This window comes from Streptomyces lydicus, from assembly GCF_004125265.1.
Lineage (GTDB): Bacteria > Actinomycetota > Actinomycetes > Streptomycetales > Streptomycetaceae > Streptomyces > Streptomyces lydicus_C.
Genome location: NZ_RDTE01000001.1, coordinates 507,706 through 532,502 on the forward strand (window position 1 = coordinate 507,706; position 24,797 = coordinate 532,502).

Below are 24,797 nucleotides of genomic sequence, written 5' to 3' on the forward strand. Positions count from 1 at the left end.
GACGATGTCATTCGTTGGAGGGGCGGTCCGGCAAGACCGCCCCGGGCATGCCAGCAGCCAACTACACTCCCGACGATGCCTCTGACCAGGCCCGATAGCGAACCGCTGCTGGAGTACTAGCCGCGCCCTATTCCACGGTCCAGCGGCGCGGAGGGAGCGGTGACACCTCACCCCACCCCTTCGGGCCGCCCCAGCCCGGCAGCGCCCGGCACGGCAGACTCACACTGCCCAGCAGGCTTCATGAAGGTGACACCCAGCGGGCTATGCCCTCGATTCCTGCACGTCCTGGACGGGCTGCGGGCAACCGTAACCCAATGCAAAATTCGGCACACCTCGACTTCGTGACCACCGCGACCACCGCGTTCGAATTCGAAGAGGGAGGCTCGGACGCCCGCCCCTGAATGTCCCACGCACAGGCCCCGACCTCCGGCATCCGACCGGGATCGGGGCCGCCGCACGTCCGGTCGCCGGGCCTTGCGCGGCTTGACTCCGCCCGGGGCAGTGTCGGTCTGGCCGGAAGGACGCTCCCGCAGATCCTCACCTTTCGGTCGAGTCCCGGTTGCCGGGCTGCCCAGAGGGCGGCCCGTCCCTGTGCCTGGAGCGTCCCCGGCGTCGGCGCAAGGCGCCGCACCCGTCCCCCTGGAGGCATGTTCCGCCGGACCCGGGCGGCCGGAGCGGTCACCGGACAGAAACAGCGAACACCAACAGAAAGGGGAGGCAAATGGCCACCAACCAGCGCCGCGCATTCGCTGCCGAGATCGCCAGCCTTGCCAGAAAGTACAAAGGTTTCGGCAGGGTCGAGGCCATCACGAAGACCGGGCACACAGTCCTCCTCAGCGACATGTCGAGTGAGAAAGTTGGCGCCATCGTCATCACAGACCCGGACGGCTATGAGGTCCGCCGCGCCGACGGCTGGAAGGCCGGTAGGACTGCCGAGATCGCCGAGTTCCTGTGGGATGAGCTGGAGAAGCGTAAGGCCAGGGCAGCCGAGCGCGAGCGCCTCGCGGGCCTCAAGTCCGTCAACATCACCTCGACGGACGCCATCGGAGGGGCGGCCGGCAACAAGGAGACCGGCAGGTACTACCTCACCCACGAGCAGCTAACCCATCTGCTCGCGCTGGCCGAGCAGATGGCCTCCGCGAACGCGGCCGTCACTGCGACCGAGTGAGGACAGGCTGCTCCCCGCGCCCGCCCTGCTCGCGCCCTCCCGGCACCGCGCTCGCGGTGCCGGGGGTGCCGGGGCCACCCCCACGCCGCGCCCGCGAAGGGCCTCCGACGCCTGGTGCGCCAGCGCGCGGGTGTACATCGGCCGCCACCCCGGCGTGACCCGGCCCGGCCGCTCCCCGACCAGCCGGGCCCGTTCCGGGAGTTGTGGGGCTAATCCGCCTGCGGGCCAGAGTCGGGCGCAGCCGGTCACGTCCCGCACAGAAGCCCCCTCTCGTGCGCTGTGAGCGACCGACCCGGCCAGCCGCGCGGCGAAGCGGGCCCCTCCCGCCCCGCGCGGCCCGGCGGTCTGCCCGGCCCACAGAGGCGCCGCAGGCGCCGAGACGACCGCCCGCCGGCACCCGCACCCCGCCCAGGAAGGATGCCCACCGCCATGAACACCACCCCCGATGCCGTCCCGACCGATGAGCCGCGCCACACGTACTGGGCCGACGGCACCCCCCTGTCCATCCAGCTCTTCACCGTGGAGGACAGCGGGTACGGGCCGTACATCGGACTCCCGCTACACGACTTCTGGACGCCGAACAGCGCGCACCTGTTCACCCGCGCCACAGCAGAGCAGATCGTGAAGGATCTGCACCGCGACGAGTGCGGGATGACAGCCGCGTTCGCCGACGACGACGCGCTCACGTTCACGTGGACAGCCGAGCACGAGGAGGGGAAGGACGGTACTCGCACCGTCCGGCCGGACGAACACGGCCGATACGAGATCGGGGGCCTGTGGCCCTGGGATGAGTGGGGCGCCCACGTGCCGCACACTGCCGGACAGGCCGCCTTTGCCCTGGGCGCCGCCGAGTACCGATGGACGGCCGAGCAGTGCACGAAGCACCCGGACGGGCTTGACCACCTCTACGCACGGGGCCGCGAGGAAGCACACGCCGTTTCGCTGCACCGCAACGAACCCTGACCCCTTCGCTCCCGCTTCGGCCCCGGCACCGCACTCGCGGGCCGGGGCCGTCTCATGCCCACCCTCGGAGCGCCACGCCGACCACGCGACGTACGTCGGCCACTGAGCGGGGTCCCGCTGCCGCGCGCCTCCCTGGCCTCCGGGCCGAGCTGGCGCTACCTGGAGCTTGCAGGGCTAACCCGGCCACCAACGACAGTCCCATCAACCGGAAACGCCCACCATGCCCCTTCGTGCTCTGTGGGCTACCGGCCCGGCCGGGCCGCGCGATGGACGCGGCTCCCTTCCCATCCCACGCGGCCCGGACGCACCCGTCGCCCACCACACCAGGAGTCCGGCTGTGACCACACCTCGCCCGCGCCCCACGACCGTCACCATCCGCATCGAGGACACCCCGGTGCCGAGACCGCGTCCACCAGCCTTGTGCCCGACGCCCGTTACTACGACGGCGACAGCTACAACGCGCCCAAGCAGACGCACACCTTCCCGTGCGAGCACCTCACGACCCACCTCCGTCCCGGCGCCGGCCCGGGAGCCTTCGGCTTCCTGCACAACAACGCCCCCAACTCCGATTAGTTCTCCTCCGCCCCGGGCGAGGACGACTTCGCCCGGTCGCCCCGCATTCCCGACGCCCCCACCGCCAAGGCCGGCGACGTCACGCCGACCGGCCCCGCCGCCCTGACCTCGGTCCGGAGACCTACGTGGAGGTCGAAGCAGGGGGTACACCGTGTGGATCAACTCCTGTGATCGGTACGCGCTGGTCTACGAATACGGAGCGGAGAACGCCACTCCGACCCGGGCGAAGGCATCTCCGGCCTAGCACAGTGCAGTGGCGTTGGCAACGACCACCGCGCTGGCCAACTGGCCCGGAGCGGACCTGGATTCGGCAGAAAGGAAACCAGCACCAGGGAAGACACCGCCGACGCCGACCAGCCCGAACCGCGAGCCCACTGCACACGACATCAACCACCTTTGGGCCCAATCCAAGTAAAGGACATACGATGGACTTCCAGATTCGCACCGGCACCCAGACCATCACGGTCACGGTCACCGACCCGGACGAACCCGCCCCGATCCAGATTGACTGCGACGGTCGCGCGCTGGCCGGACTCGACCTCCGCACCGACGGCACCCTCACTCTTGGCCACTGGCCCGACAGCGAGCAGTGGGAGACGGCCCCCGCCCGCCAACAGATCGCCGCCCGCCTCTTCGAGTTCATCATGGGCCAAGCCCAGCGTGCCCACGGCGCCCCCCCCCACGACGTCGCGGACCCTGAGGCGGCCGACCGACTCGCCACGAGCGACGGCCCGTTCTGGCCCGAGGACAACCAGGCCATCGTGACCGCCCTCCGCTACCTGGACCCCGCCCGCTTCGGCCCCCTCGTCTCAGCCAGCCCCGAGCCGCTCTAGTTAGCCAGCATCGAGTTGCGCCGCCAGATTGCCGACACCGACAGAGGGAAGCCGTCCACGCCGACGCCACGAGGCACGAGTACTCCGAAGCAGCTCGCTCTCCCAAGCCCGGCCCGCACACCGTCCGCCGCCTGAACAAGGCGACCCTGTCTGTCTCCTGTTCACAGGACAGCCCGCCCCGCTGAACAGGGGCGGGCTGTCCTCTCGTTGCCACGCCGCGTCGGGCCGAGCCCGTTGTCGGGCTGCTCGCGCCGCCGCCCCTCCGACTTCGACCCCCGGCGGCGCCCTCGGCGAATCCGACGGACGGCCCCGTCCACGATTGGTTCGGCCTCTCCTACAGCAACTTCCTCGTGTTGCACCGCGCGTTGATGCAGTCCATGCCCACCTCTTGGCAGAACGCATGGTCGCCTGCCTCGCCGAGTTCCACCACGCATTCGTGCACCTCGACCATCCCGAAGCGTTCGCGGTCCAGGCGGCCACCGAGCACCAGGTCCTCGACCTCACGCACGCCCAGCAGAAGCAGCTCGGCATCACCGAGGACTGGTTCCACGGTGCGCTTCCCCCCGAGCGCCTGGCCGGTGACGAACTGCGCGAATGGGAAGCCAAGCACGAAGATCCGACCGGACCCGTGTACCACCAAGACGGCTGCGAACTAGGACACTATCTGCATCTGTCAAGTTCCACGGCTGGTCACAGAGTTGGAGTCAGGCAAGGCATGTAAGGCACGTTGCTCGCCAATGCAGCGGCTCCGCCGCCCACGGCGCTGGGTCATCGGTCAGGTAGACGGCAGCCGTGATGGGCTCGTTGGGGGGGGGAGCGGCAGGTCAGGGCGGGGCATCGGGGCAGGTCTCCGTCCGGTGGTTGGCAAGCTGTTGGAGGCGGCGCAGCAGGAGGTGGCAGTTGGCAACGGCTTCGTAGTGGCCGCCGAGCTTGACGTGGCGGTAGGCGTGGTACCGGGTGGACCACAGGCCGGTCCAGGTGGAGATGGGCGGTATGGCATCGTGCCAGTGGCTGCTGTTCAGCCATGCCCTGACACGGACAGGGTCGCTGAGGCGGCGGTGCAGCTCGCGGACGATGACGGCGTGGTCGAAGGTGCTGTAGGCGACGAGGTGGCACCCGTGGAAGAGCTCGGCAAGCACGGGCAGCAGGTCGTTGAAGGTGGCGGCGTTACAGGTGCTTTCCTCGGTGAGGCCGTGCAGCGCGCTGGCTTCGGGTTCGAATCCGGCCTGCGGGTTCAGGAGTTCGTTCAGGATAAGCGTCCCGCTGCCATCGACCGCGGCAATCTGGGCGGCGAAGGGGTTGGTGAGCCCGGTGGTCTGGATGTCAATGATGAGCAGGGTCGGGTCGGCCAGCAGGCGGCGGGCCCACCATGTGGCGTGGGCTCGTTCGCGGGGCCAGGTGGGTGGACGGCGCAGGGTACGGACGGCGTCGGCGAATGAGGCGTGGCGTTCATCGGTGGCTTGTACGTGCCAGAGGCCGTCGGTGTCGCGGGCGTGGAGGGTGCCGAGGTAGTCCTCGGGCTGGCAGCTCCCTGGGGTGTAGAGGCACCAGGTGGGCCGGTCGGTGTCGCTTGGCCGGATGCATTCGACGGGGACGGTGTCGATGGTCGTGATGAAGATGTCGCTCCAGGTCTGTGGGTCGGAGTGGGACAGGTCGGTGCTGGGGGCCGACAGGCATGGCGGGGGGTGGCGGGGGTTCATGTGCTGGGCCCTCTCGATGCCGATGCGGATCGAGGCGGGAGCTGCGAGATCACCGGCATGATGGGCAGCGCCGTGTCGCGGATCTGGGGCAGCAGCGGCGCGTTTGGGGTGAGGAGGGAGCGGAGCTGGGGAAGCGGGAGGGCTTCGTGGCGCAGGACCAAGCCATCGGTGAGCAACTGTGCGACTGGGGCGGCGAGGTGTGGCGGCAGCCAGGTGGCTGCGGCTTGCGCGTCGTCGGCGGGGATGGGTGGGTGAGAGCGCGGTGGGCGGGTGAGGAGGGCCCGGTAGAGGCCGGCGGCGGGCTGCAGCGGGGGAAGACCAACGGCGTGGGCGCGCTCACTGGCCTTCTGGGCGCAGCACAGGCCCTTGAGGTCAAGGTCTGCGTAGAGCAGCAGGGTGTCTACGGGATGGTCGCGCTCGCGGAAGGAGGCCTGGGCGGTGGGCAGGGAGGCGATGAGGTGGTCGCCTTCTCCGAAGCCGAGCCAGCCGACCTGGCTGCGGTCGGGCCAGGTGCCGAGGATGTCGCGCAGACTGGTGAACGCGGCGGTGTTCTCGACGATGAGCAGCCAGGGCGCCGGCCCGAGTTCATACATCGCCAGTGGGGCGGGGGTGGGCCGGGCTCGGAGGTGCAGGGTGAGGTCCAGCAGTCCCGTGGTGACGAGGCGGTGGCGTTCGATGTTCTTGAGGCGTTTCTCGTCACCGTACAGCTCGTAGGAGCGGTCGGCCAACGGGATGATTTCGGCGTCCGGCTGGTCGCGCAGCAGCGCGTTGACGGGGCCGAGCAGGGCGTGGTCGCCTGCGGTCAGGCGCAGGGTGGTGGCGAAGCGTAGCTGTTCGACATAGGCGTGGGGGGCGGGCTCGTGGCGGGGTGGTCGGGCGGCAGGCGGGCGTTTGACCCATCGGGGCAGGGGTGGGTGGGCGCTGTGGTCCCAGCCGTCGATTCCCTTGGGCAGCGTGGCCAGCCCGCGGTGGGCTAAGGCGCGGGCGGCGTCGGCGAGGATGCGGCGGCGCCGGGGCGAGGCGGCCAGGCTGGAGTCGCCCGCATCGGCGGCGCCCGCCAGCGCGTCGAAGTCGACGCGCTGGCGGGTTTGTTGGGCGAGGACCGCGGCCATGTGATCGGTGGCGTTCATCCGGCGTCCTGCTCGGGGGCCCGAGTGTCTGGGTCTGTCTCGGTGCGCAGGACGGCGCGGCGCAGGAGATGGGCGGAGGTGATGCCGTCGTCCTGGGCGCGGGCAACGCCGGCCACGACGGCGTCGCCGTACCGGTCGAGGATCTGGACGTAGCGCCGTTTGGTGCGCACGTCCAAGCCGTTGCGCATGCGGATGATGAGGGGGAAGCGGCCCAGGGCGGGCAGGTCGTTGGATCCGGTGGTGTAGACGAGCTGGATGCCGTGGGCGGTGGCGACACGGCGCTGTAGGTCGACGAAGGGCCTGTAATTGGCTTTCCCGAAGGGATTGTCCAGCACCAGCGTGCCCACTCCGCCGGGGATGCGCCGATCGCGTTGAGCAGCACGCATTCGGGCCAGCGTGCAGTACAGCAGCACGGATACGGTCAGCAGTTCGCCGCCGCTAAATTTCTGGATCTCGGTGACGGATTCGCGTTCGACGGTGTCCAGGCTCTGCGTGGGCTTGATGATTTTCGCGATGATGTTGCCGTGGCCTCCGAGGGCTGCCAGCACCAGTCGTTTGGCCAGGGGCATCGCCTCGGGCAGGGCGCTGGCTCGTCCTGCGGCCTTGGCCGGCAGGGTGGCGATGAGACGGTCGACCTCGGCGGACAGTCTTCGGGCCAGTTCGTCGCCTGTGGCACGCTGGCGCAGTTCCAGAGACAGGAACCGCTGGTTGGACCAGCTCCCCAGATTCTTGGGGAGGCGGGAGTGGCGGGCGACTTCTTCCACGCTGTCCAGGACCGCTTCGACCGTGCTCGTACAGGCGTCCACGACGCGGGTCTGGTCCTCGGCGGACTCGGCCAGCAGCGCGACGACCTGCCGTTCACGCTCCTCGATGTCCTCCAGAAGTGTGACCAGCCGGGTGGGGGTGGTGAGGTCGTGCTGCAGGCGTTCGCGCAGTCGGCCGTCGACGATCTGTAGGTACTCCGGCTGTTGTGCGAGCCGTTCCACCTTCTGCACGTCCTTGCGCAGGGCGGTTCTGGCTCTCTCCAGGGCGCGGTCAGCCTGAGTGACCTCGCGGACGAGGGCGTCCTTGATCTGCTCGGCGTCGTGCGGCTGCAGCGACTGCGCGGTCACAGCGGACAGCCCGTGCTGTTCGAGCAGGAGAGCGTCCACGGTGATTTCCGGGGCACCATCAGCATCCTGGTCAGGGGTTGGATGGTCGCTTGCCGCACTGAGGGCGCTGACTGACTGCCGAAGCTGCGCGGCGTGGCTGCCAGCCTGGTCGGCGCGCCGGTGGATCTTCTCGGCGTCCAGATGCCGCACCTGGGCGAGGGCGCGGTCCTGTTCCAGCAAGCGCCGGGCTTCCTGCAGCTGCTCCTGCGCTTCCTGGGTGCTGCCGAAGGTCGGCACCTTCGCACCGGGGAAGTCATCGAGGGCGGCGGCCGCCTCTTCGTGGTCCTCGGTGACCTGCCGCAGCAGCAGCCCCGCTTCCGTCTCCGCACGCTCCGCGTCCTTCAGGGTTCCGCTGGCAACGGCGATGCGGGCAGCAAGGTGCTCGGCGTCCATCGTCTCGGCTTGGTCCAGGAGTTCGTTGGCCTGAGCGCGTGCGGCAGAGCCGGCCTCGACCAGCTTCTCGTTGAGGTTCTTGATGGCCGTTTCAGCGTTAGTGAGCCGCTGTTGCAGGGCGGTGTCGCTGATGCCGTTGAGCCAGTCCCGGCGGGTCTGTGCCCAGCGGTCGCGCAGGGCCTGCACGCTGCCCTCGGACACGGCGGCCGGACAGGCGGCGTCGAGGACCTCGTCGGACAGATCCTGCCGGACCTCGTGCGTCCATCCCTTCCAGCGCTCTGCACGGTCCTGGCATTGCCGCAGAGCTGCTTGTGCACCCCGCTCTTGCTCCAAGGCGGCCTGCCAGCGGTCTTTGCAGGCCTGAGCGGCCACACGGTACTCCCGGGCCTCGGCCTGAGCGTGCTGCCGCTGCGATACCCAGTGCTCCACCGCGCCGGCCGTCTCCACCAGCGACTGGACCTGAGGGAGCGCCGCGGCGAGTGCCCGCAACGCAGCCGTGTACTGGGCTGACCGGCCCTCCGCCTGGCGCCCGGCATCCTCGGCATCGGCGGCCTGGCGCGCCAGAACGCTCGTACGCTCGGTGAGCGCGTTCACCTCCTCGTCGAGCTGCTGGAGACGTTCCTTTAGACAGGCCTGTGTCCTCGCGTCGAACGCGTCCAGGTGGCTGCGCAGCCGCCCGCAAAGAACGCGATCGGCTTCCCGCCGCTGAACGATGGCCGTGCAACGCTCGTCCACTGTGGCCAGGCGGGCACTAACGCGGAGTAGCTCCTCCTCTCCGGCCTCGGCATCCAGCACCGAGGGGCGCAGCGGCAGCACCGCAATGTCACCAAGGGACTGGGACAGCAGGCTGCTGGCCTGACCATCGGTGGAAATGGAGATCGGAGTCGGCAGCACGACATCGGCCCGCCGGGCCAGTGCCGCCAGATCACCGCCGGGCACCGGTCCGCAGATGATCACGCCACCGATCAGGTGGGGGATGGCCGCGATGACGGCGTCGTGCTGGTGGGCGGGTACGGTCTCGCGCAAAAACTGCACCCCTGCGACCGCCGGGGCGCCCAGCTCCCGCAGCGCGGTGACAGCCTGCTCAACCTCGCGAGGCGGCGGGCAGAAGCCGTCCTGGACCAGACCGTCACGCAGCCGATCGTCCTCGAACGCCTGAACGTGTTCGGCGGCCAGTTGCTTGTCCGCGGTTAGCAGTTGGTCCGTCAGCATCGCGACGAGGTCGACGCCGACACTGTCCAAGTCCAGCTCACCGTCCGCCTCCCCGATCCCAGCTAGCTCCCTCAGGCGGAGATCGGCAACCAGATCGCGGCGCTCCTGGACAAGTGTGTTCAACTGGTCCCACACCTGGTCATGCTGCTGCCGGGCGGTGCTGAGCCGGCCGGTGCAGGAGACCCGCTCCGCCGCGATGGAAGTGGCCTGCTCGCGGGCCGCTTCCACCTGGCGCCGCGCCTGTTCAGCCTGCTCCGTGGCTGCTTCTTCCTCGTGAACGAGCCGCGCCAAGGCCTCGGTGGGATTTTCCTGCTTGTTGAGCAGGCCGGTGCGGCGGGCAGCCGCCAGCTTTGCCTGATCCTTTTTACGGGCCTCCTCAGCGGACGCCGCCCGGCTCTCGGCCCGGCCGGCGGCGGCGGTCGCTTCCTCGTACTCCCGCTCGCCCGCCTCGGCCTGCGCGGCGGTTGTCTCGAGTACGGCACGGCTGCGATCGGACTCGACCGCAAGCCGTGCAAGGCTCTCTTCAAGCTTGGCGTACAGTTCGGCCCCGGCGTGCTCCACGGCCTCGCGCAACGGGGCCTGCTCGCTGAGGGCGCAGGCCAAGAGGTGCTTGGCCTCGCGGCGTTCGCTCTCCTGGCCTGCCAGGTCCAGAAGCCAGGGGACAGTCTTCCAGGCCGCTGCCTCACGTTCCGCGCCGGCAACCGCCTCGACCTGAGCGGCATGGTCTCGCCGGTGGTCAGCCATCCGCAGCCGTTCGGCCACCTCCCTGATCTCGGCCACGCGTTGCTTCCGCTCCTCGACCCGGCCCTCGGCCTCGCGCGCCTCGTGTTCAGCGGTGTCCGCCTCGCGGCGCAAGGCGGTTGCCTGCAGGGCCTGACGTTCGGCCTGGGTCTGGATGTGCTCGCCCGCACGCCGGGCAAGCCGGGCTTGCTGGTAGAGCGTCTGTTCGGCGACAGCGACCTCTGTCGTGCTCTTCTGCACCGGCTTCAACCGCAGAACAGCTTCGGCGAGGAAGCGTTCCTCCATTTCCCGCGAGGGACGGGCGGCCAGCTTGTCAGCATGTTTAGACAAGGCTGCACGCGCCGCAATGGGCGCGGCCGGATCAACGACCATGTCGATGAGGAAGTCGACGAACTCCTCGGCGGTGCGGAACTTGAACAGATCGGTGATGCCGCCCTCTTCTTGGTTCATGGCCTTCTGGATCTTGAAGACCTGGGGGTCCAGGCCATGGCTTCCCAGATGCTCCTCCCACTCGTACTGTTCGTCCGCTACGGCTAGTTGCAGCCGCCGCTCCGTCTTGTTGGCCGCCTCCAGCGCCTTGACGTACGTGCTCATGGTGAGCTGACCGTCCTCGGTGCGGACCGGAAGGGAGTCCAGTTCCAGTCCGCCGGGCAGTGGCCGCAGCAGGTACCAGCGGCGCTCCAGACGTTCCCAGTTGCTGCTCGGGTCCGTCGGACACTGGCGGTCGCGCCACTGGTAGACCCCTCCCGTGAGGAGGACGGCGCCGGATGCGGGGCGATCGGAGTCGCCCCACTCGACGATCACGTGGGAGACCTGTCCGTCAGGGACGTACTCGGCGAGCGACTTGGCCTTGGCCGCTCCGATGAAGTCCTTCTTGGCCGGCAGCAGCAGGCTGAAGAGCAGCGAAAGCAGGCTCGACTTGCCGCCGCCATTGCGCAGCCACAAGATCACATCGACCGGCTGGAGGGGGCGGCCGTCGACTGAGCTGGGTCCTCCGAGCAGGTCCAGGACGAGTGACTTGAATCCGGCCGCACGGTGGCCGATGTTCTCCAGACGAAGGCGTCGGACTTGGAACACGAGTCAGTCCTCCTCAGCGAGGTGGGCGCGGCGCAGGTCGCACAGCGCTGTGTATGCCGCCGAGGCGGCTGCTTCGCGTACCTGGACGCGGAAGCGGTGGGCGAGCCGGTAGGTCCCGGGCCCGAGTTCGTCGGCGCGGTAGGCCATGCCCTGCTCCACCAGCCAGTCCAGTGCCTCCTTGATCACCCGCTGGGTGCTCGACTGCGACAGCTGCCCTTTCTTGCGTGTCAGCTGGGAGGGCGGGAGCTTGGTGTACAGCTGCCAGGCAGCCTGGAGTTCGGGGTGTGGCACAGGCAGGCCGTCTGCGTCCACGGCCGCCTCGCGGAGCTTGGCGGTGAGCCGCCGCAGAAAGTCGTCGACATCCGTGAGCGAGACCCGCTTGACGGTCTCCTCCTCCAGATCCCCGGCCGTGGGGTAGGCGCGGGCGGCGATGGCGACATGGGCGAGCCCGAGGACGAGGCGGTCGTTGACCCCCAGCTTCGGGTGGTCCTTGAGCCGATAGGACAACCAGGAGCCCTCCCGAGGATGCAGAATCAGCCCTTCAACCGTGTGCGCCTCCATCACATCTAGGTCCAGACCGTCCGCCGCGGCGTCTGCCGCATCACGGAACGCTCCATCCATCCGGTAGCGCTGCAGCAGGTCTCGGTACTGTGCGAACTGCAGGGGCCGAAGGCGCGGCTGGCACCCGAACCGCACCAGCACAGCAGCGTCGGCCAGGTCGGCGGGCGAGTAGGCAGACGTGCTGGTGGTCATACCAGGACCTCCAAGTCGTCCTCGGCATACGTGGGATCGGGGATCAGTGGCTGGGTGGGGACGAGCAGCAGGTCACTGCCGGCGAGTGGGCCGAGGTCGAAGACGGCGCCGTCATCGAGCACCACCACGAGTTCACCGAGCAGGTCCGCCAGCTCGTCCGCGGCGTCGTCCTCCTCGTCCTCCTCGGGATCGGGGGCATAGGCCCGCAGCACGGAGACGGCCAGCAAGTCCGCGGCCTCCACCGTGTGAACCAGCGCCTGGGCAAGAAGCTGGGACAGCCGTACCGGAGCACGCAGAGCCTCCATGAGCACAGTGCGCGCCACAGCGAGGTCCTCCTGGGTGTAGGCAGAGAGCTCGCCCGGGTCGTCGGCGATCAGCTCGATGTCCTCGTCGGGCACTGTCTCCTGTGGTTCCCGGGCCGGGGCCAGCAGCGACGCCCACCAATCCTGAAGCCGCGGCTGATGTGAGACCACGGGACCGCCGACCGCATCGGCGAACCGACTCGCGATCACTGCGGCGTCCTCGGTCCCGAGGCAGAGCAATGGTTCCAGCACGTCCTCCTGCACTCCCACGAGAGCCAGACGCGGCGGGGGACGGAACCGCTGCGCGGCCTGGGACCGCAAGAACGCCGGACGGGCATCGATGACCTTCTCCAACAGCTGCGTATGCCGCAGATGAGCCCGGCCCAGCAGCCGCAGGACCCGCTCACAGGTACGCCGGACGTCGGCGTCTTCCACGGCGTTGCGGACCCCGCGCATGTACTCCATCAGGTCGCGCTCCACCCGGTGGCGCTCACCGAGGTGTTCGCGGGACGCCGTCAGCAGCGCGGGCACGTTCCGGCTCCAGTCCACCGCCCGCACATCGCGTTCGGTCTCCTCCAGCACCGCTCGCACCCGCTCGCAGTACATGAGGGAAAGTTTCAGGCTCTCGGCCGCGCTCTCTTCCGCGCGTCCCCACCGACCACTCGCCACCTGACGGCGCAGCATGGTGTCCTTCGCTGCCTGCTCGTCCTCCAGGTCGTACTCCAGCCCGGACAGCAGCAGGTTGATGGCCGGGGTCGTGGCCCGCAGCACCGCCTGGCCACGCCTACCGATGCCCTCCTCCAGCATCCGCAGCGACAGCGTGACCCGGCTGTGCCCCGTGCGGTAGTCGCTGTAGGAGACCTCGAATTCTTCTCCGTGCTGCGCGTCATTCAGTAGCTCGCGCAGGACAAACCGGGCTACCGCCAGATGCTCGGAGGCTCCCCGCTCGGGCGCCGCAGACGCCGCCAGGGACGCGAGGAACTCGACCACCTCCTCCGTCGTCGCCTCCGCCTCCATCTCCTGCCGGCTCACCACCGCCTCCAGCGCGGCCAGAGCGAGGGTGCGCGGGTCGTAAAGGCCGCGGGGGAAGCGTTGCCACGCCTGGCGCTGATCGATCCGGTGCAACGGGGCCCCGCGAGCCAGGACTGAACTGCGTCGGACGAAGCCAACCTCGGCCACCAGCGCCCGCCACTCATCAACGCCGTCGGGAACTGCCGACGCTGAGGCGAGCAGCCGCCGCTCCTCGCGATCCAGAAGGGCCTGGATCATCGGATCGCAGCCGTCTTCCTCGGCGTGGTCGAAGCCGTCGGGGAACCTCTTGTGTTCTGTCACGACATCAGTGGAGCAGCAAGCAATGACAAAGCGTGTGATTATGGGGCAATAGGTAACCCATTTGGTGCGCAGCCAGAATGAGGAAATGGGAAATCCCAGGCCCAGGGATATCGGGCCGCAGGAACATCCTGGCCTACACCGTTCAGATGATGGGCGACGGTGGCCGCAGCCAGCGTATGCGGCGGGCAGTCGCGGCCCGGTTTCAGGGCAACTGCATGAGTGTTGTCAATGGTTGCGGATGCAGGGCGTCCACATGCTCTTCGCGTTCCCTTGCCCGGCTATGAGGAGACGTTCTCCGTCCGAATCATGCGACGCAGGCTCTCCCGCGCCCCCGCGAGATCGTCCTGGGCCTCGCTGAGCTGCACAGTGAGTGCCTTGACCTGGGCCAAGGTGCGATCGCGCTGAGCCTGAAGACTCTGGTTCTCCGCCGTGAGTTCATCGACGCGGGTGCCGAGGTCGGCGGTGCCGAACTGGTCGAGCTGTTGGCCGAGGCTGCGACGGACGGCGCCCTTGAGCCGTTCGACCCGGCCGCCCGCCTGAACGGGATGCCGCCACCGCACCCCGCGTCCGCGGCTGCCTGAACGAGACCCCAGGTCGGTTGCGGTGCTAGCCCTCAACGCTGCGCATGCTCTTGCCACACACCCCTCCACACGACGAAAGGACCCCGAAACAGTGCCCATCCCGTCAGACGCAGACCAGGCCGCAGCCGGCGTCGCCCCGCACCTCACCGCCAACACCTCGCCGCCGGCCCCCGCCGAGACCGCAGAAGGCAGCTTGCCGGCCGGGCCGCACCGCATCGCCAATGCTGGCGAAAGCATCAGCGGCGGCGCTTACGCGTTCGAGTGCAGCCGCTGCGGCAACCGCGCACCCTACGCCGACTTTGTGTATGGCCGCGTCACCTGCACCGACGAGGCCGAGGACGAGTGGTCCCGCGAGCGCGCTGAAAACCTGCTGAACGATGTCACGTTCAAGGGGGCCATCGCGTACGCGGTCACCTCCCCCGACGAGTCCGGCGAGCCCACCACGACCACACACGACCGCCCCACGACCCGAAAGGCACTCGCCCTGTGGATGCACGCCGAAGCGTCGCACCACTGGTACCGGGGGGAACTGCGCGTGACCTGCTTCGGTACCGAGCACATTGTCCGTCCCATCACCCTCCCCGGGTGACTACCCGCTGTGCCCCTGGCCCCAACTGGCCCGGGGCACAGCTCTCCTGGCCCACACACCCACACCCAAGCGGCTGAACGCGCCCGGTCCGCGCCACGCACCCGCACGGTACGACGAGTTGCGGTCGTTGGCACCCAGCCGGACATGGTCAGCGCATCGGCGGGAGCGGCGACCAGCCACGGCTGTTGCTCACCGCCGCACCTATTGTGGCTGGATCATCAAGAGGGCACATATGCCCAGTCTGCCGCCAGAAAGGAAACCAATGCCGTGGAAACCACCACCGGAGACGAGCCCCGGATTGAGTACGGCATAGCCTCCACCGAGCACCCGGACATCGAACCTCTCGGCCACGGATCCCTGAGGCGGGCCACCGCCGAACTGGCCGACAGCAGCACGGTGTGGCCCGGCGTATACCTCGTCCAGCGCCATGACCGCGACCCCTGGCAACGCGTCACGCCAGAGTGACCGAACCGCGCGCCCCCACCGCCCGGAGACCTCATGACCACTTCGCCCAAGCCACTGCCAGACCAGTGGACGATCAAACTTCACACCGTCGCCAACTTGATCATCCTCACCCTCAGAGACGGTGACGGAGTCCAGCGCGAGATCGGCTTTCACCCCCTCTCTGAGCCCCAGCTGGGCACAACGGACCGCACCGTTAGCGCGATGGAGGAAATCGCCGAGCTCCGCCTGCGCCACAGCGCACAGAGGTTGATTGACACCTTCTACGAGCGCACCGCGCAAGCCCAGGCGAACGCCGATGCCTTCGGCACGACCGTGCCCGACTTGCAAGACCTCTTCGATCGACTGTGCCTCGCCGTCCCCTGCGATGTGGCCCACATTGCCTTGGACGACGAGACGCTGACCGTCATCCTCAAGCTGACCGCCACAGGCCCAGCCGCAGGAAGCCTGCTCTCCCTGACCGCCCGATGGACAGGCTCCACTACCGCAGAGGGACAGGCCGACGGGGTCACCACTCACTTGGACGACCACGGCAAGCTGACGATGCACTTCGACCAAAAGCGTGCCGAAGACTTTCTCACCTGGTACCGAGGCCAGCCATGACCACCTTGCTGCACTTGTCCCTGCGGCACACGGACGGCCCGCTGCACCACCGGGCGGTCAGCACGCGACAGAGGTGGGAGGAGACCAACCCGCTGACTGCCGCGCTCACCACGTGACCCCGCCCGAGGCCCGCGCACCCACGACACGCACTGGCCTACCAAGTCGAACGCACCCCCGCTGGGCCCACCTGGCCCCGCCGAGAGGCGGCGCGATCGGCTGACCAACGCTCGGCTTTCTCCCGCGCCCCGGACTCCTGCCCGCATAGCAGGAGCCCGGGCCAGTGGACCGCGGATTCGCGCCGACTCATGCCCAGCCACACCGACCAGTCCCAAGCCCCGGCGCCGCGGATCTCTGACGGCACCAGCCCCCTACCACCGCACCGCGCACCACTCGCCGAGCCCCGGCCGCTCGCGTGGGCTACGGGGCTGCCTGTCCAGCAGCCGCGCGTTGCGACCCTTGCTCACCACACGGCCATGGTGCATACCCGGCCCGACCGAGCGGACCATGCCCTCTCGGGCCATCCCCGCCCGCATTCACCTACGGAGACGCGCCATGCCCAATGCCGCACTTGCCGCCCTCATCCACACCGACATCACCGAGCGTCCCGACCACCACAACCAAGAAGCCTGGATCACCGGCGCCGACGTCCTGCACCCCGATGAGGACCTCAACGCGCCCAACCACTGCGGCACCACCCTGTGCGTCGCCGGCTACGCCGCCCACCGCACCGGCCACACCCTCCTCCCGGCCGGAATCACCTACCGGCCGGGCATGAACCAGTGCGGTTTCGTCGACCAGGTCGCCCGACGCGAACTCGACCTCAGCGAGCACGACGCCAACTGGCTCTTCCACCGCGACCGCACCCGCCACGAAGTCCTGACCGCGCTCGGCCAGCTCGCCGACAACGCCCCACGCATCGACAACGTCGCCATCACCCCGCACGCCGTCTGACAACCGGCAACCCACCCCGCCTCACCCCCCGAACTTCCGCCACCCGCGTGGTGTTCGGGGCTCCGGCTCTACCCAGGCCCACGAGCGTTGCGGCTCCTGCCTGGCCGTGCAGCCGCGCGCAGATTCCGCCGTTGGTCCGCCCAACCAGGGCGGACCAACCCGACCAAACCGCTTTGCGCCTGATCGGCCTGCCCGCCTGCCCAGCGACCCACACCAGGCACGCTGCCCTCGCAGCCCCCTACGCACCCCACCGCGCAAATGCTCTAATCGTGATCGCCCCGCACGCGCGCATAGCGCATGCCCGGCCCGGCATGAAAGGCCCGTGATGAACCTCGTTCAGCTGCCCACCAGGTACCCAGAACTCGTCTGGGAGCTACATACCCCCGACCACATGCTGATCGGCCGAGCCGAGGCACTAGACGGTGACACCGTGTGGATCAGCCGAATCACCGTTCACCCACACCACCGCGGACGCGGCTACGCCACCCTTCTCCTCAACACTGTCCTCGCCGCCCTACCCGACATGGCCATCGGCCTTGCCGCAGCTCCCCTCCAGACCAGCACGCCCGGACTCGACGGCATCGAGCTGCGCTCCTGGTACACGCGGCACGGCTTCGCCCCCGCACCACGGCACGGCGACCCGCACCGCATGCTCCGGCCACCCACGACGATGCCCCCCTCAACTGCCCCCGACCGCAACCACGCCACCTCCTGACCCCACTGGCAGCCTCCTCAGCCACACAGCAGATCCCGCCGCCATCTCCGAGCCTGCACCGGCCCCGCTCCTCACCTGTCCGGCGTGCTGCCCTCCCTGGTATTGACGCGACCCGGTTCCCCGTTCCTGCTCTCCCGGGTACGGGGCAGTCCGCGTACTCCGCCTCTCGCGGCCCCGCTCCCGGCTGCGTCTTGCCTGCTTAACTGCATGCCCTCGCACTGTGCATCCCATCAACCAGCCGCGTTTTGATGGGAGTTCACTGTGACGACCGCTCTATCCCGTCCCCGTACCGTCACCGCCCGCATCTTCCCGGCCCCGACCGCGGGCAACGACTACGCCGTGACCGTCTACGTCAACCGCGAACCGCACAGCACCGGCGGCTACCACAGTGGCCACATCATGACCGAGGCCCGCACCGCCGACGGCGCCCCGCTCCAGCTGATCTTCCACGCCGAACGCTTCACCGACACCGACCTGGACATCGACCCACGCGATGTCGCCGAAGCCGCCCTGTGTATCGGCAACGGCCACGGCGAAGACGACCATGGTCAGGCATGGCCCCCCACCCTCCCGCCCCTGTCCGTCGGCGACGTCGTGGCCGTGACCTCCCCCTACGGCACTACCGAGCACCTCAGCATCGCCCCCAACGGCTACACCCGCATCCAGACACCCGCCCACCTCGCCCCCGCCGAGACCACCGACTCCACCCCCTCCCGACACCTGTAGCCGCTGCTGCAACCCAGCGGTCCCGCGCCTGAACCACCTGGCCACGCCCGAGCCCGCCCCGTTTACAGCGAGGCGGGCTCTGCCATGTCGGACTCGGTACACCCTGCACCCGCAATGCTGGCCCGCCCTGTCACACCTTGCTTCTCGCCGCAACCACCGACTCGGCGCCACGGCCGCCAGCCCAATCCGGTGACACTCCGCAACTCACCGGGGGGAGGCAAAGGGGGCCGGGGTTGTGGCCCTATGCGTCCCCGCCTTCATAGTGCTCGCATCCGAGCCGCAGTCAGCGGACCTTCTTTCGCCCAGCGGCTAAGCAATTAACTCACCACGCAAAGGAGTTGCAGTAAGTGGAAATACTGGAGTCCTACCCCGCCACTACTGAGGGACTGCGCGAAGCCCGAAAGTCGCGGCGCCGTCTTGCAGCCAGTCTGGTCAAGAAGGGGCTTGGCAGCCGATACGGCATCGGAATCGTCAAGCGGGGTAACTCCTACTGGGTCACGCTGTCCAAGCGCTGACCAAAGGAGAGGGCCCGCCCCGAGGCGAATTCGGGGCGGGCCTTCCGTCTCTTCCTCCGGCCAAGTCAGCCAGGCATGGCCGCAAGGTGCGCATCCAGGGCTGCCCGGCGCTCAGGAGTACGCCACGCCCGATACTCCCACGCCAGCAACGAGGTCTCCAGCTCCTGACCGCTACGTGTAATGAACTCCGAGACCGCCTTCAACCGAAGCGTCTCAGGCAGTGCTTCTTCAACGCGGGCGATGCGTCCAGCCTGATTCGCGCGTGCAGCCACCGGAGGCGCAGAACCACTGCTGTCGTCGAGATAGGCCGCCACATCGTCCAGGGTCAAGGAATACCCGGTGGGACCGCCGCCGCCCACGATGACAATCCCAGTGCCGGCGTCGGCAAGGTGATAGCGACCGTAGTCCACGGCCTGTGGATCACGGGTGCGGTTGCGATGCAGAACGAATCCATTCCGCTCCGCCATCTCGCGGAGGCCCGATTCCATGGACTGCGACTCCTGTGCATTCATCATATTTTGACTGTAGCGCCCGGCGATAAAGCGATCCAATCCAATCGGTGTTCCTGGCAGCGGAGCGTGCAGCGCGGTTGCGGCCAAGCGGGCAGCCCAGCCTGCCACCTGGGGCACCATGGCGCTGGACCTGAACGGCCGAGCGTGGCCGTTGCTTGGCTAACTGTGGGGGAGCGCAGGCTTCTGCGCGGCCCAAAACGACCATGAGAGGACTCCACGGATGAGTACCGAGGGGAATCGGACGGTGATCGACTACGAAGGCAGTCCCATCACGGAAGGCGCTGCGGTCGTGGCGTGGCAGGACGGCGACATGTTCACAGCCACGGTCAAGGCCATCATGCCGCATAGGGCGGGTGACGGTGAGTTCCGACGCATTGTCTTGGACAGGGACGACGACCACGCGGAGATTGAACGGTCCTCCGACCAGGTCGTGGTCGTTGTCGGCGATGATGAATTGCTCCCGGGCGCGGACCTGACCGCGGTGATTGATAGCCGCACCGACGATGAACGGGCTGTCATCCGGCTCTCGGGGAGGGCGGGGCTCCAGCCTGTTGATGTCGATCAGGCGGCGGTGGACCCCTTCACGCAACAGGTTCGCGACGTGCTGATGGCCATTCCCCAGGTGTCAGGTGTTGCCATCGTTTCCACGCCGAGTAACCGGAAACGGAACATCGTGGTCCACTTGGAAGCTGACGCCGACCGACAGGTGGTCGGCCAGAGGGCTTGGCAAGCGGTCAATCTGGTCCTTCCGGACGTTCAACTACGCTGTGCTTTCTGGCAGTAGCCGGAGCACAAGCTCGGCTGCCCGATTCGCCCACCAGCGGGTTCGTTGAAGCTCGACACCACGAGACCAATCCGGCCCGCTCCCGGCACCTGTAGCCGTTGCTCCGGCGGCGCCACCGCACAGCCCCCTCCCGCGCACCCCGGCCCGCCCTCCCCACAGCCCCGCGGGGCTGTGGGGAGCGCCGCCGAGGCGCGTCCTTCAGATCATCCGATCGTGGGTCCCCACGGGCCGCTATTTCGCCGTGCGCTCACTCCCACCTCACGTCGCACTCAAGACCAGGTAACCGGGGCGTGGCGAACTTCCGTTCTGGTCGTCCACGTACGGACTCTGCTCTGCCCGCCCGTCCCACCAACTTGCGGAACGGGCTCTTCTGCGCGCCCGCACGGCCATCCCCCGGCCCTCTCCCACTCGGAATCGCCCGGCCGCCCCCCCGGCCTCGAGTCCCGCCGCCTGTACGGGCCCACGGACCGAGGCGTACTGCGTGCACGGCCCTAGACGGCCCGGCCCCAGCCGCCCGGGGCACGCCCATTCCCGGCACCGAACCGCCGGCGCTCTGTCCTGAGGTTCGGTGCCGCCGCCCGCCCGGCGCTTGCGGGGCTTGGCGCCGCCCGGGGCAGTGTCGGCGCTGTCACCCCCTACCACCCATACCGACCTGGAGACCTGCCATGTCCCATACGCTCCTTCCCCTGCCTGACCGTGCCGCGGCCTTTCTCCGCCCCCGCTTCGACCAGTACAGCCCCGGCCTACGCGACGGGTGGCACATCATCTCCCGCAACGGTCGATGGGCCGTCGTGTGGGACCTGGCCGACCGCGAGGGCGGCGAGACGCCGCAGCAGGCCGCAAAGCGGCTGGAGCTGGCCAAGGCCCTGTCGGCGGGCGGATACGCCGTCAGCACGCCGCCCAGCTTCTACATGGTGTTCATTGCCGACCGGCCCCACGACGCCGGGCCCCGGTACTCGGTCGTGACTGAGGACTCCGTGCTCGGCGGCCTGTTCGGCGGCCCGCACATCGTGATGGACACCTGGACCAACGTCGACATGGCAGCCTTCAAGGACCCCCAAGAGGCGCACAAGCAGTGCGCGAAGCTGGAACGAGAACAGACGCTGGCCGACGCCGTGGCGAACTCGACCCCCCGCATGGCCACCTTCCTCACACGAGCGGACGAAATCCTCGGTGACGGGTTCTGGTTCCTGCGCACCGAGGAGCACAGCGACACCGACCACCGGCCGCCGACCGTGCACGAACGCGCCGACGCCCTGGTCGACGTCGCCAACGCGGTGCTGCGCGGCGCCGAGTTCGAGCGGACCGGACGCCGGGTGGCATACGAGACGCGCGAGTACGACGTGGCGTGGTGCCCCAAGAGCAGCACGCCGGCGGTCGGCTACTTCCCCGGCCGTCGCGCCGAGGACCGGCGTACCCCGTTCATGGATGCCGCGATCGGGCGGCTGGTCGACGCGGGGCTGACCCCGGCGGTCTTCGGAGAGTCGGTCGGCGATGGCGCCTTCATGGTCGAGCAGGAGGGGTTCCAGGTGAACAGCGCCGCGCTGGCCCTGCACGGCTCGTCGCGCGTGTGGGTGTCCCTGTGCGGGCGCGGCATCGCGCTGGCCGAGCACGGGCGGGCCGTCGAGGTGCTGCGGGAAGCCGGATGGACGGTGAGCCCGGCCGGGTTCGACGACGAAGGCATCCACGAGGCGTTCCCGCCCGCCGGCACGGTCGTGCCGCGGCGGGAAGGTACGACGCTGGGCTTCTACCCGCGAGACACAGATCACGAGCACGTGCAGGCCGCCGTCTCCCTGCTGCTCTCCTGCGGATTCAACCCGGCCGAGACCTGCGACCCCCGGACAGTCGAAACAACGCACGGGACCGCTCTGGAGTACGACGGGCTGGCGAATGGGTTCATTGTCCAGTCCACGGGCCAGGACGACCACGTGACTGTCCAGTTCCTCATCGACGGGCAGTACCAGGTCGGCACCACGACGGACAGCGAGCTGCACGCCTACCAGCGGGCGCTGACGGCTGGCGGGTTCCTCGGCACGTACGCAGACGGCTACTACCAGATCTCTGCTCGTCGGATGCTGGCTCAGGAGTCGAAGGACGTCGCCACGATCTGGGAGGTACTGAACCAGGCCGGGCACGCACGGGAGTCGCTGCACCTGGAGGGCCTGCGGGTACGGCTGCGTTGGCACACGGGATCGGTCGTGGTCAAGCCTGCCGGGGTGATGGAGCCCGAGGAGCGGGCTCGGCGCCTGGAGCGGATTCGAAAGGACCTGGTGGAGGCGGGCGGGGAGCCGGTGCTTCTGTCGCCGTACCACCTGCGGGTGAAGGTGTCGCCGGAGGCGTGGGAGGTCCCGGCGGGCATCGGGTGCAACGTCGAGGAGCACGAGGTGCCTGAGATCCGGGCGGCGCTGATGACCCTAGAGGGCAACGGCTACTTCGGCGGCGTCTTCACCGAGGAGGAGACCGACACATGGCCGCCCACCGGCTTCCACCTCTTCCCGACCGGCCAGGACGGGACCGTCATCGTCACGGCGGAGCGGGACAATCACACGGGGGACCCATGGGCGAAGGAGATCGTGGCGAAGGAGATCGTGGCGAAGCAGTGGGAGGCCCACGAGCGCTACGCCCGGTTCTTCGAGGGCGCGGGCTGGACGGTGCGCCTGCTCGGCCACCGGGACGAGACTGGCGGAACACTGGCCGTGCGGGCCCCGGGGCACTGAGCTGGCCGCTCGTGGCAGGGGTTGCGGGGCTCGACCGCTCGGGGCAGATTCGGTGGGGCCGCACGGCGTTCCCGCACCACCCCCTCGCCGTGCGGTCGAGCCCCGGCCCGCCGGGCCGCCCCACCCCCGGGGCGGCCCGGCACCCCTTTCCCACGGCACGCCCCGGTCACCGGCCCCGCGCACCGAGTCCTGTCGCCTGTACGGGCCCAGGGACCGGGGCGCACTGCGTGAACGGGCACAGCACCCCGGCCGCCCGGGGCACGCCCAGGCCCAGCACCGGCCCCAGCGAAGCGGACCGTCCCGGCGACAGCCGCGGCACCGAGCAGCGCCCGACCCATGGTCCGCCCGCCCCGCCCGGGGCCGACATATGTGCCCCGCCACCGTCACCCAATGTCTGCATGGTTGCGTCGCTGGCCGGTTGCGGGTCTTACCCCTGCCAGGACCACTGTTCGGGGCACCGGCCGGGGGCGGCGACCACCTCGCCCCCTTCGAACCGGACCATTCCCGCTCCGCCGACTGGAGGCTCACCGTGCCCCACACCGACCCCGCGATCCCCCTCACCGTTACCACCGAACCGTCCCACCGAGTGCTGGCCGCCGACCCGATCCCGGCCGACGTCTCCGTCCTGGAAGGCATGCCCGGTTGCCCGGTCTCCCGCGACCAGATGCGCAGGCCAGCCCTGGTCCTGCTGTTCGACGTGTACGTGGTGCAGATCCGCAGCGAGGGCGCTTGGACGTTGCCCAACCACGACGACGGCAGCGTGCTCAGCCGCGGGGGTGTGGCGTTCGCGGTCCGGACAACCATGGACTACTGGCCGCAGCGACCGGGCCGCGCATCGCTGGACATCGACGGCACCCTGTACGTGTCCAATGGCCGTCAGGCCGCCCGGTACATCCCCGTCGAGCGCTTCGCCAACTGGCAGCCCACATCGGGTACATGCCCAGGATGTGGCACCTCGTACGTGGACAACGGCGACGGCCCGTGCCCAGGAGGCCGCTCCGTCTCGAAGCACGATGGCGTGATGTGTCCGAATAACAACCGCCCGCCGGAGTGCACCGAGCTCGACCCGTGTGAGACATGCACTCAGGATGCGGACGCAGAGGCCGAGGTGATCGAAGCCTCCATGGACCTGCGCGGTCGAGCCACCGACGGGCACGGCCAAGGCCCGATGGATGTCTACGAGGTGACCGTGTTCCGCACCGAGATGATCACCTTCCACCTACCTGCCGCCTCTACCCAGGACGCAGAGGAGCGCTACCTCCTGGACGGCGACGAGACCACGAGCGAGACCGTGGCGCTGAACGTTGACTCCATCACGCGCCAGGACCCTGCACCGGCCTGACCCGCCCGGACCGCCGGGCCGCGGCCGACGGCCCGCCATCGCACCACCGAGGCGGGCCACATCACCTTCCTCCTGCCCCGCATCCGGCCCTGCCCGCCCCCTTGTGCGTGGGCCCGCGCGTCGCCGCTGCCCGCCGCCGGCCCGGGTTGCGTCGCTAACCGCACCACCAGCGACAGTCAGTTCAGCCCGGAAACCCCCCGCACGAACCCCCTCCGTGCGCTGTGAACGACCGGCCATGCCAGGCCGCACGCCTGTGCAGGCACGCCCATGCCGCGCATCGTGCGGCCCGGCCATACCCCGCCCCCGAACGAAGAGACCGCTTCCATGACCGCCGCCCCACCCGTGCTCCACCTTGCCCGCGAGACCAACGACAACGAGTCGTTCCTCCTGCTGTACCGCGACAAGACGCTCGTGGGCTACCTGGAAGTCATCGACTGCGGCGACGAGCTATGGGTGATGGAGATCGGGGTCCACCCCGGCCACCGAGGCCGCGGATACGGTACCCGGCTCCTGCAGGACCTTCTCAACAAGCACCCCAACGCACAAATCGCCTTGTCCAGCAGCGCGTTCGACCCGGACCACATATGGCGCCAGGCCCGCGCGGGCTTGCCGGACAGAGCGCTCACCGCCTGGTACCAGCGGCACGGCTTCTCCCCGGACAGCAACGACGAGGACAGCCACCGCATGGTGCGCCCGCCTGACCGGACCGGCGAACCCACCGTGCCTGCCCCGACCCAGCACGGCATCGGATTGCGGGACTCTGAGCGGCCCGCAGCAACGTCACTCCTGCCGGACCCGTACCGCCCCACCTGCCTCACGCAGGCCGGGGGAGCGGCACATGCAACGGCCGGTGCCTGATCAAGGCAGACCTGGCATGCCGTGCCAGGAGTTGCCTGGCTTACCGGGCCGCGCGTCACGGTCAGGCGCAAGCCGGAACACGCCCCGCGCGCCTCCTTTCGCGCGCTGTGCCGT

Annotated in this window: 23 protein-coding genes; 15 read left to right on the forward strand and 8 right to left on the reverse strand. The window is 69.1% G+C overall.

Annotation, left to right across the window (positions count from 1 at the left end):
- Window positions 1–721 precede the first annotated feature (721 nt).
- From D9V36_RS02225 to D9V36_RS02235, 4 genes are all read left to right on the forward strand, one after another.
- Complete coding sequence (locus tag D9V36_RS02225) at window positions 722–1,168, forward strand: hypothetical protein (RefSeq protein WP_129292211.1); 447 nt, start codon at window positions 722–724, stop codon at window positions 1,166–1,168.
- Between the two features lie 429 nt (window positions 1,169–1,597).
- Window positions 1,598–2,131, forward strand: a complete 534-nt coding sequence (locus tag D9V36_RS02230) for a hypothetical protein (protein WP_129292212.1) — start codon at window positions 1,598–1,600, stop codon at window positions 2,129–2,131.
- Window positions 2,132–2,551: 420 nt separating this feature from the next.
- Window positions 2,552–2,704 carry a hypothetical protein gene (locus D9V36_RS40600; RefSeq protein ID WP_164992827.1) on the forward strand — a complete coding sequence of 51 codons (153 nt, stop codon included), beginning with the start codon at window positions 2,552–2,554 and terminating at the stop codon, window positions 2,702–2,704.
- 425 nt (window positions 2,705–3,129) lie between these two features.
- Window positions 3,130–3,537 (forward strand): hypothetical protein, encoded by a 408-nt coding sequence (locus tag D9V36_RS02235; protein WP_129292213.1) that lies wholly within the window; start codon window positions 3,130–3,132, stop codon window positions 3,535–3,537.
- Window positions 3,538–3,871: 334 nt separating this feature from the next.
- Here the strand turns inward: D9V36_RS02235 and D9V36_RS02240 are convergent, their stop codons facing one another.
- The 7 genes from D9V36_RS02240 to D9V36_RS02270 all read right to left on the reverse strand — a co-directional run bounded on the left by D9V36_RS02240 (window position 3,872) and on the right by D9V36_RS02270 (window position 13,888).
- On the reverse strand, window positions 3,872–4,147 hold the full coding sequence (locus tag D9V36_RS02240) for a hypothetical protein (protein ID WP_129292214.1): 276 nt from the start codon (window positions 4,145–4,147) through the stop codon (window positions 3,872–3,874).
- A gap of 214 nt (window positions 4,148–4,361) precedes the next feature.
- Entirely contained in the window at window positions 4,362–5,237 is an 876-nt protein-coding gene (locus D9V36_RS02245; RefSeq protein WP_129292215.1) for a 3'-5' exonuclease, read from the reverse strand.
- On the reverse strand, window positions 5,234–6,367 hold the full coding sequence (locus D9V36_RS02250; protein ID WP_129292216.1) for a hypothetical protein: 1,134 nt from the start codon (window positions 6,365–6,367) through the stop codon (window positions 5,234–5,236). The genes D9V36_RS02245 and D9V36_RS02250 overlap by 4 nt, the downstream gene beginning before the upstream one ends.
- Window positions 6,364–10,941 (reverse strand): hypothetical protein, encoded by a 4,578-nt coding sequence (locus D9V36_RS02255; RefSeq protein ID WP_129292217.1) that lies wholly within the window; start codon window positions 10,939–10,941, stop codon window positions 6,364–6,366. The genes D9V36_RS02250 and D9V36_RS02255 overlap by 4 nt, the downstream gene beginning before the upstream one ends.
- A gap of 3 nt (window positions 10,942–10,944) precedes the next feature.
- The gene (locus D9V36_RS02260) at window positions 10,945–11,694 is read right to left on the reverse strand and encodes a hypothetical protein (RefSeq protein WP_129292218.1); all 750 of its coding nucleotides are present in this window, start codon (window positions 11,692–11,694) and stop codon (window positions 10,945–10,947) included.
- Complete coding sequence (locus tag D9V36_RS41680) at window positions 11,691–13,328, reverse strand: hypothetical protein (protein ID WP_241720653.1); 1,638 nt, start codon at window positions 13,326–13,328, stop codon at window positions 11,691–11,693. Before D9V36_RS41680 ends, D9V36_RS02260 begins: the two co-directional genes overlap by 4 nt.
- 278 nt (window positions 13,329–13,606) lie before the next feature.
- Window positions 13,607–13,888: a hypothetical protein gene (locus tag D9V36_RS02270; protein WP_129292219.1), complete on the reverse strand. Its 282-nt coding sequence runs from the start codon at window positions 13,886–13,888 to the stop codon at window positions 13,607–13,609.
- A 112-nt stretch (window positions 13,889–14,000) separates the two neighbouring features.
- Here D9V36_RS02270 and D9V36_RS02275 point away from each other — a divergent pair, with 112 nt between their 5' ends.
- From D9V36_RS02275 to D9V36_RS40605, 7 genes are all read left to right on the forward strand, one after another.
- Complete coding sequence (locus D9V36_RS02275) at window positions 14,001–14,498, forward strand: hypothetical protein (protein WP_129292220.1); 498 nt, start codon at window positions 14,001–14,003, stop codon at window positions 14,496–14,498.
- A gap of 267 nt (window positions 14,499–14,765) precedes the next feature.
- Window positions 14,766–14,963, forward strand: a complete 198-nt coding sequence (locus D9V36_RS02280) for a hypothetical protein (protein WP_129292221.1) — start codon at window positions 14,766–14,768, stop codon at window positions 14,961–14,963.
- 33 nt (window positions 14,964–14,996) lie between these two features.
- Window positions 14,997–15,563 carry a hypothetical protein gene (locus D9V36_RS02285; RefSeq protein ID WP_129292222.1) on the forward strand — a complete coding sequence of 189 codons (567 nt, stop codon included), beginning with the start codon at window positions 14,997–14,999 and terminating at the stop codon, window positions 15,561–15,563.
- A gap of 552 nt (window positions 15,564–16,115) precedes the next feature.
- Window positions 16,116–16,514, forward strand: a complete 399-nt coding sequence (locus tag D9V36_RS02290) for a hypothetical protein (RefSeq protein WP_129292223.1) — start codon at window positions 16,116–16,118, stop codon at window positions 16,512–16,514.
- A 325-nt stretch (window positions 16,515–16,839) separates the two neighbouring features.
- Window positions 16,840–17,229 carry a GNAT family N-acetyltransferase gene (locus D9V36_RS02295; RefSeq protein ID WP_129292224.1) on the forward strand — a complete coding sequence of 130 codons (390 nt, stop codon included), beginning with the start codon at window positions 16,840–16,842 and terminating at the stop codon, window positions 17,227–17,229.
- Between the two features lie 261 nt (window positions 17,230–17,490).
- Window positions 17,491–17,955 (forward strand): hypothetical protein, encoded by a 465-nt coding sequence (locus D9V36_RS02300; protein ID WP_129292225.1) that lies wholly within the window; start codon window positions 17,491–17,493, stop codon window positions 17,953–17,955.
- 347 nt (window positions 17,956–18,302) lie between these two features.
- Window positions 18,303–18,470: a hypothetical protein gene (locus tag D9V36_RS40605; RefSeq protein WP_164992828.1), complete on the forward strand. Its 168-nt coding sequence runs from the start codon at window positions 18,303–18,305 to the stop codon at window positions 18,468–18,470.
- 65 nt (window positions 18,471–18,535) lie between these two features.
- On the opposite strand, the gene D9V36_RS02305 is transcribed toward D9V36_RS40605, so the two are convergent.
- Window positions 18,536–18,985: a hypothetical protein gene (locus D9V36_RS02305; RefSeq protein WP_129292226.1), complete on the reverse strand. Its 450-nt coding sequence runs from the start codon at window positions 18,983–18,985 to the stop codon at window positions 18,536–18,538.
- Window positions 18,986–19,226: 241 nt separating this feature from the next.
- On the opposite strand from D9V36_RS02305, the gene D9V36_RS02310 reads away from it, so the two are divergent.
- The 4 genes from D9V36_RS02310 to D9V36_RS02325 all read left to right on the forward strand — a co-directional run bounded on the left by D9V36_RS02310 (window position 19,227) and on the right by D9V36_RS02325 (window position 24,683).
- Window positions 19,227–19,766 (forward strand): hypothetical protein, encoded by a 540-nt coding sequence (locus tag D9V36_RS02310; RefSeq protein WP_129292227.1) that lies wholly within the window; start codon window positions 19,227–19,229, stop codon window positions 19,764–19,766.
- Between the two features lie 665 nt (window positions 19,767–20,431).
- Window positions 20,432–22,483 carry a hypothetical protein gene (locus tag D9V36_RS02315; protein WP_164992829.1) on the forward strand — a complete coding sequence of 684 codons (2,052 nt, stop codon included), beginning with the start codon at window positions 20,432–20,434 and terminating at the stop codon, window positions 22,481–22,483.
- 529 nt (window positions 22,484–23,012) lie between these two features.
- Complete coding sequence (locus D9V36_RS02320; protein ID WP_129292229.1) at window positions 23,013–23,825, forward strand: hypothetical protein; 813 nt, start codon at window positions 23,013–23,015, stop codon at window positions 23,823–23,825.
- 324 nt (window positions 23,826–24,149) lie between these two features.
- The gene (locus tag D9V36_RS02325; protein WP_164992830.1) at window positions 24,150–24,683 is read left to right on the forward strand and encodes a GNAT family N-acetyltransferase; all 534 of its coding nucleotides are present in this window, start codon (window positions 24,150–24,152) and stop codon (window positions 24,681–24,683) included.
- Window positions 24,684–24,797: the final 114 nt, after the last annotated feature.

What these genes read in the sequence shown, in the direction of transcription:
- D9V36_RS02235 (WP_129292213.1), top strand. Translation starts at nt 3,130, where the DNA reads ATGGACTTCCAGATTCGCACCGGCACCCAGACCATCACGGTCACGGTC.
- D9V36_RS02290 (WP_129292223.1), top strand. Translation starts at nt 16,116, where the DNA reads ATGCCCAATGCCGCACTTGCCGCCCTCATCCACACCGACATCACCGAG.
- D9V36_RS02305 (WP_129292226.1), bottom strand. Translation starts at nt 18,985, where the DNA reads ATGATGAATGCACAGGAGTCGCAGTCCATGGAATCGGGCCTCCGCGAG.
- D9V36_RS02325 (WP_164992830.1), top strand. Translation starts at nt 24,150, where the DNA reads ATGACCGCCGCCCCACCCGTGCTCCACCTTGCCCGCGAGACCAACGAC.
- D9V36_RS02315 (WP_164992829.1), top strand. Translation starts at nt 20,432, where the DNA reads ATGTCCCATACGCTCCTTCCCCTGCCTGACCGTGCCGCGGCCTTTCTC.
- D9V36_RS02285 (WP_129292222.1), top strand. Translation starts at nt 14,997, where the DNA reads ATGACCACTTCGCCCAAGCCACTGCCAGACCAGTGGACGATCAAACTT.
- D9V36_RS02260 (WP_129292218.1), bottom strand. Translation starts at nt 11,694, where the DNA reads ATGACCACCAGCACGTCTGCCTACTCGCCCGCCGACCTGGCCGACGCT.
- D9V36_RS02225 (WP_129292211.1), top strand. Translation starts at nt 722, where the DNA reads ATGGCCACCAACCAGCGCCGCGCATTCGCTGCCGAGATCGCCAGCCTT.
- D9V36_RS02230 (WP_129292212.1), top strand. Translation starts at nt 1,598, where the DNA reads ATGAACACCACCCCCGATGCCGTCCCGACCGATGAGCCGCGCCACACG.
- D9V36_RS02250 (WP_129292216.1), bottom strand. Translation starts at nt 6,367, where the DNA reads ATGAACGCCACCGATCACATGGCCGCGGTCCTCGCCCAACAAACCCGC.
- D9V36_RS02295 (WP_129292224.1), top strand. Translation starts at nt 16,840, where the DNA reads ATGAACCTCGTTCAGCTGCCCACCAGGTACCCAGAACTCGTCTGGGAG.
- D9V36_RS02245 (WP_129292215.1), bottom strand. Translation starts at nt 5,237, where the DNA reads ATGAACCCCCGCCACCCCCCGCCATGCCTGTCGGCCCCCAGCACCGAC.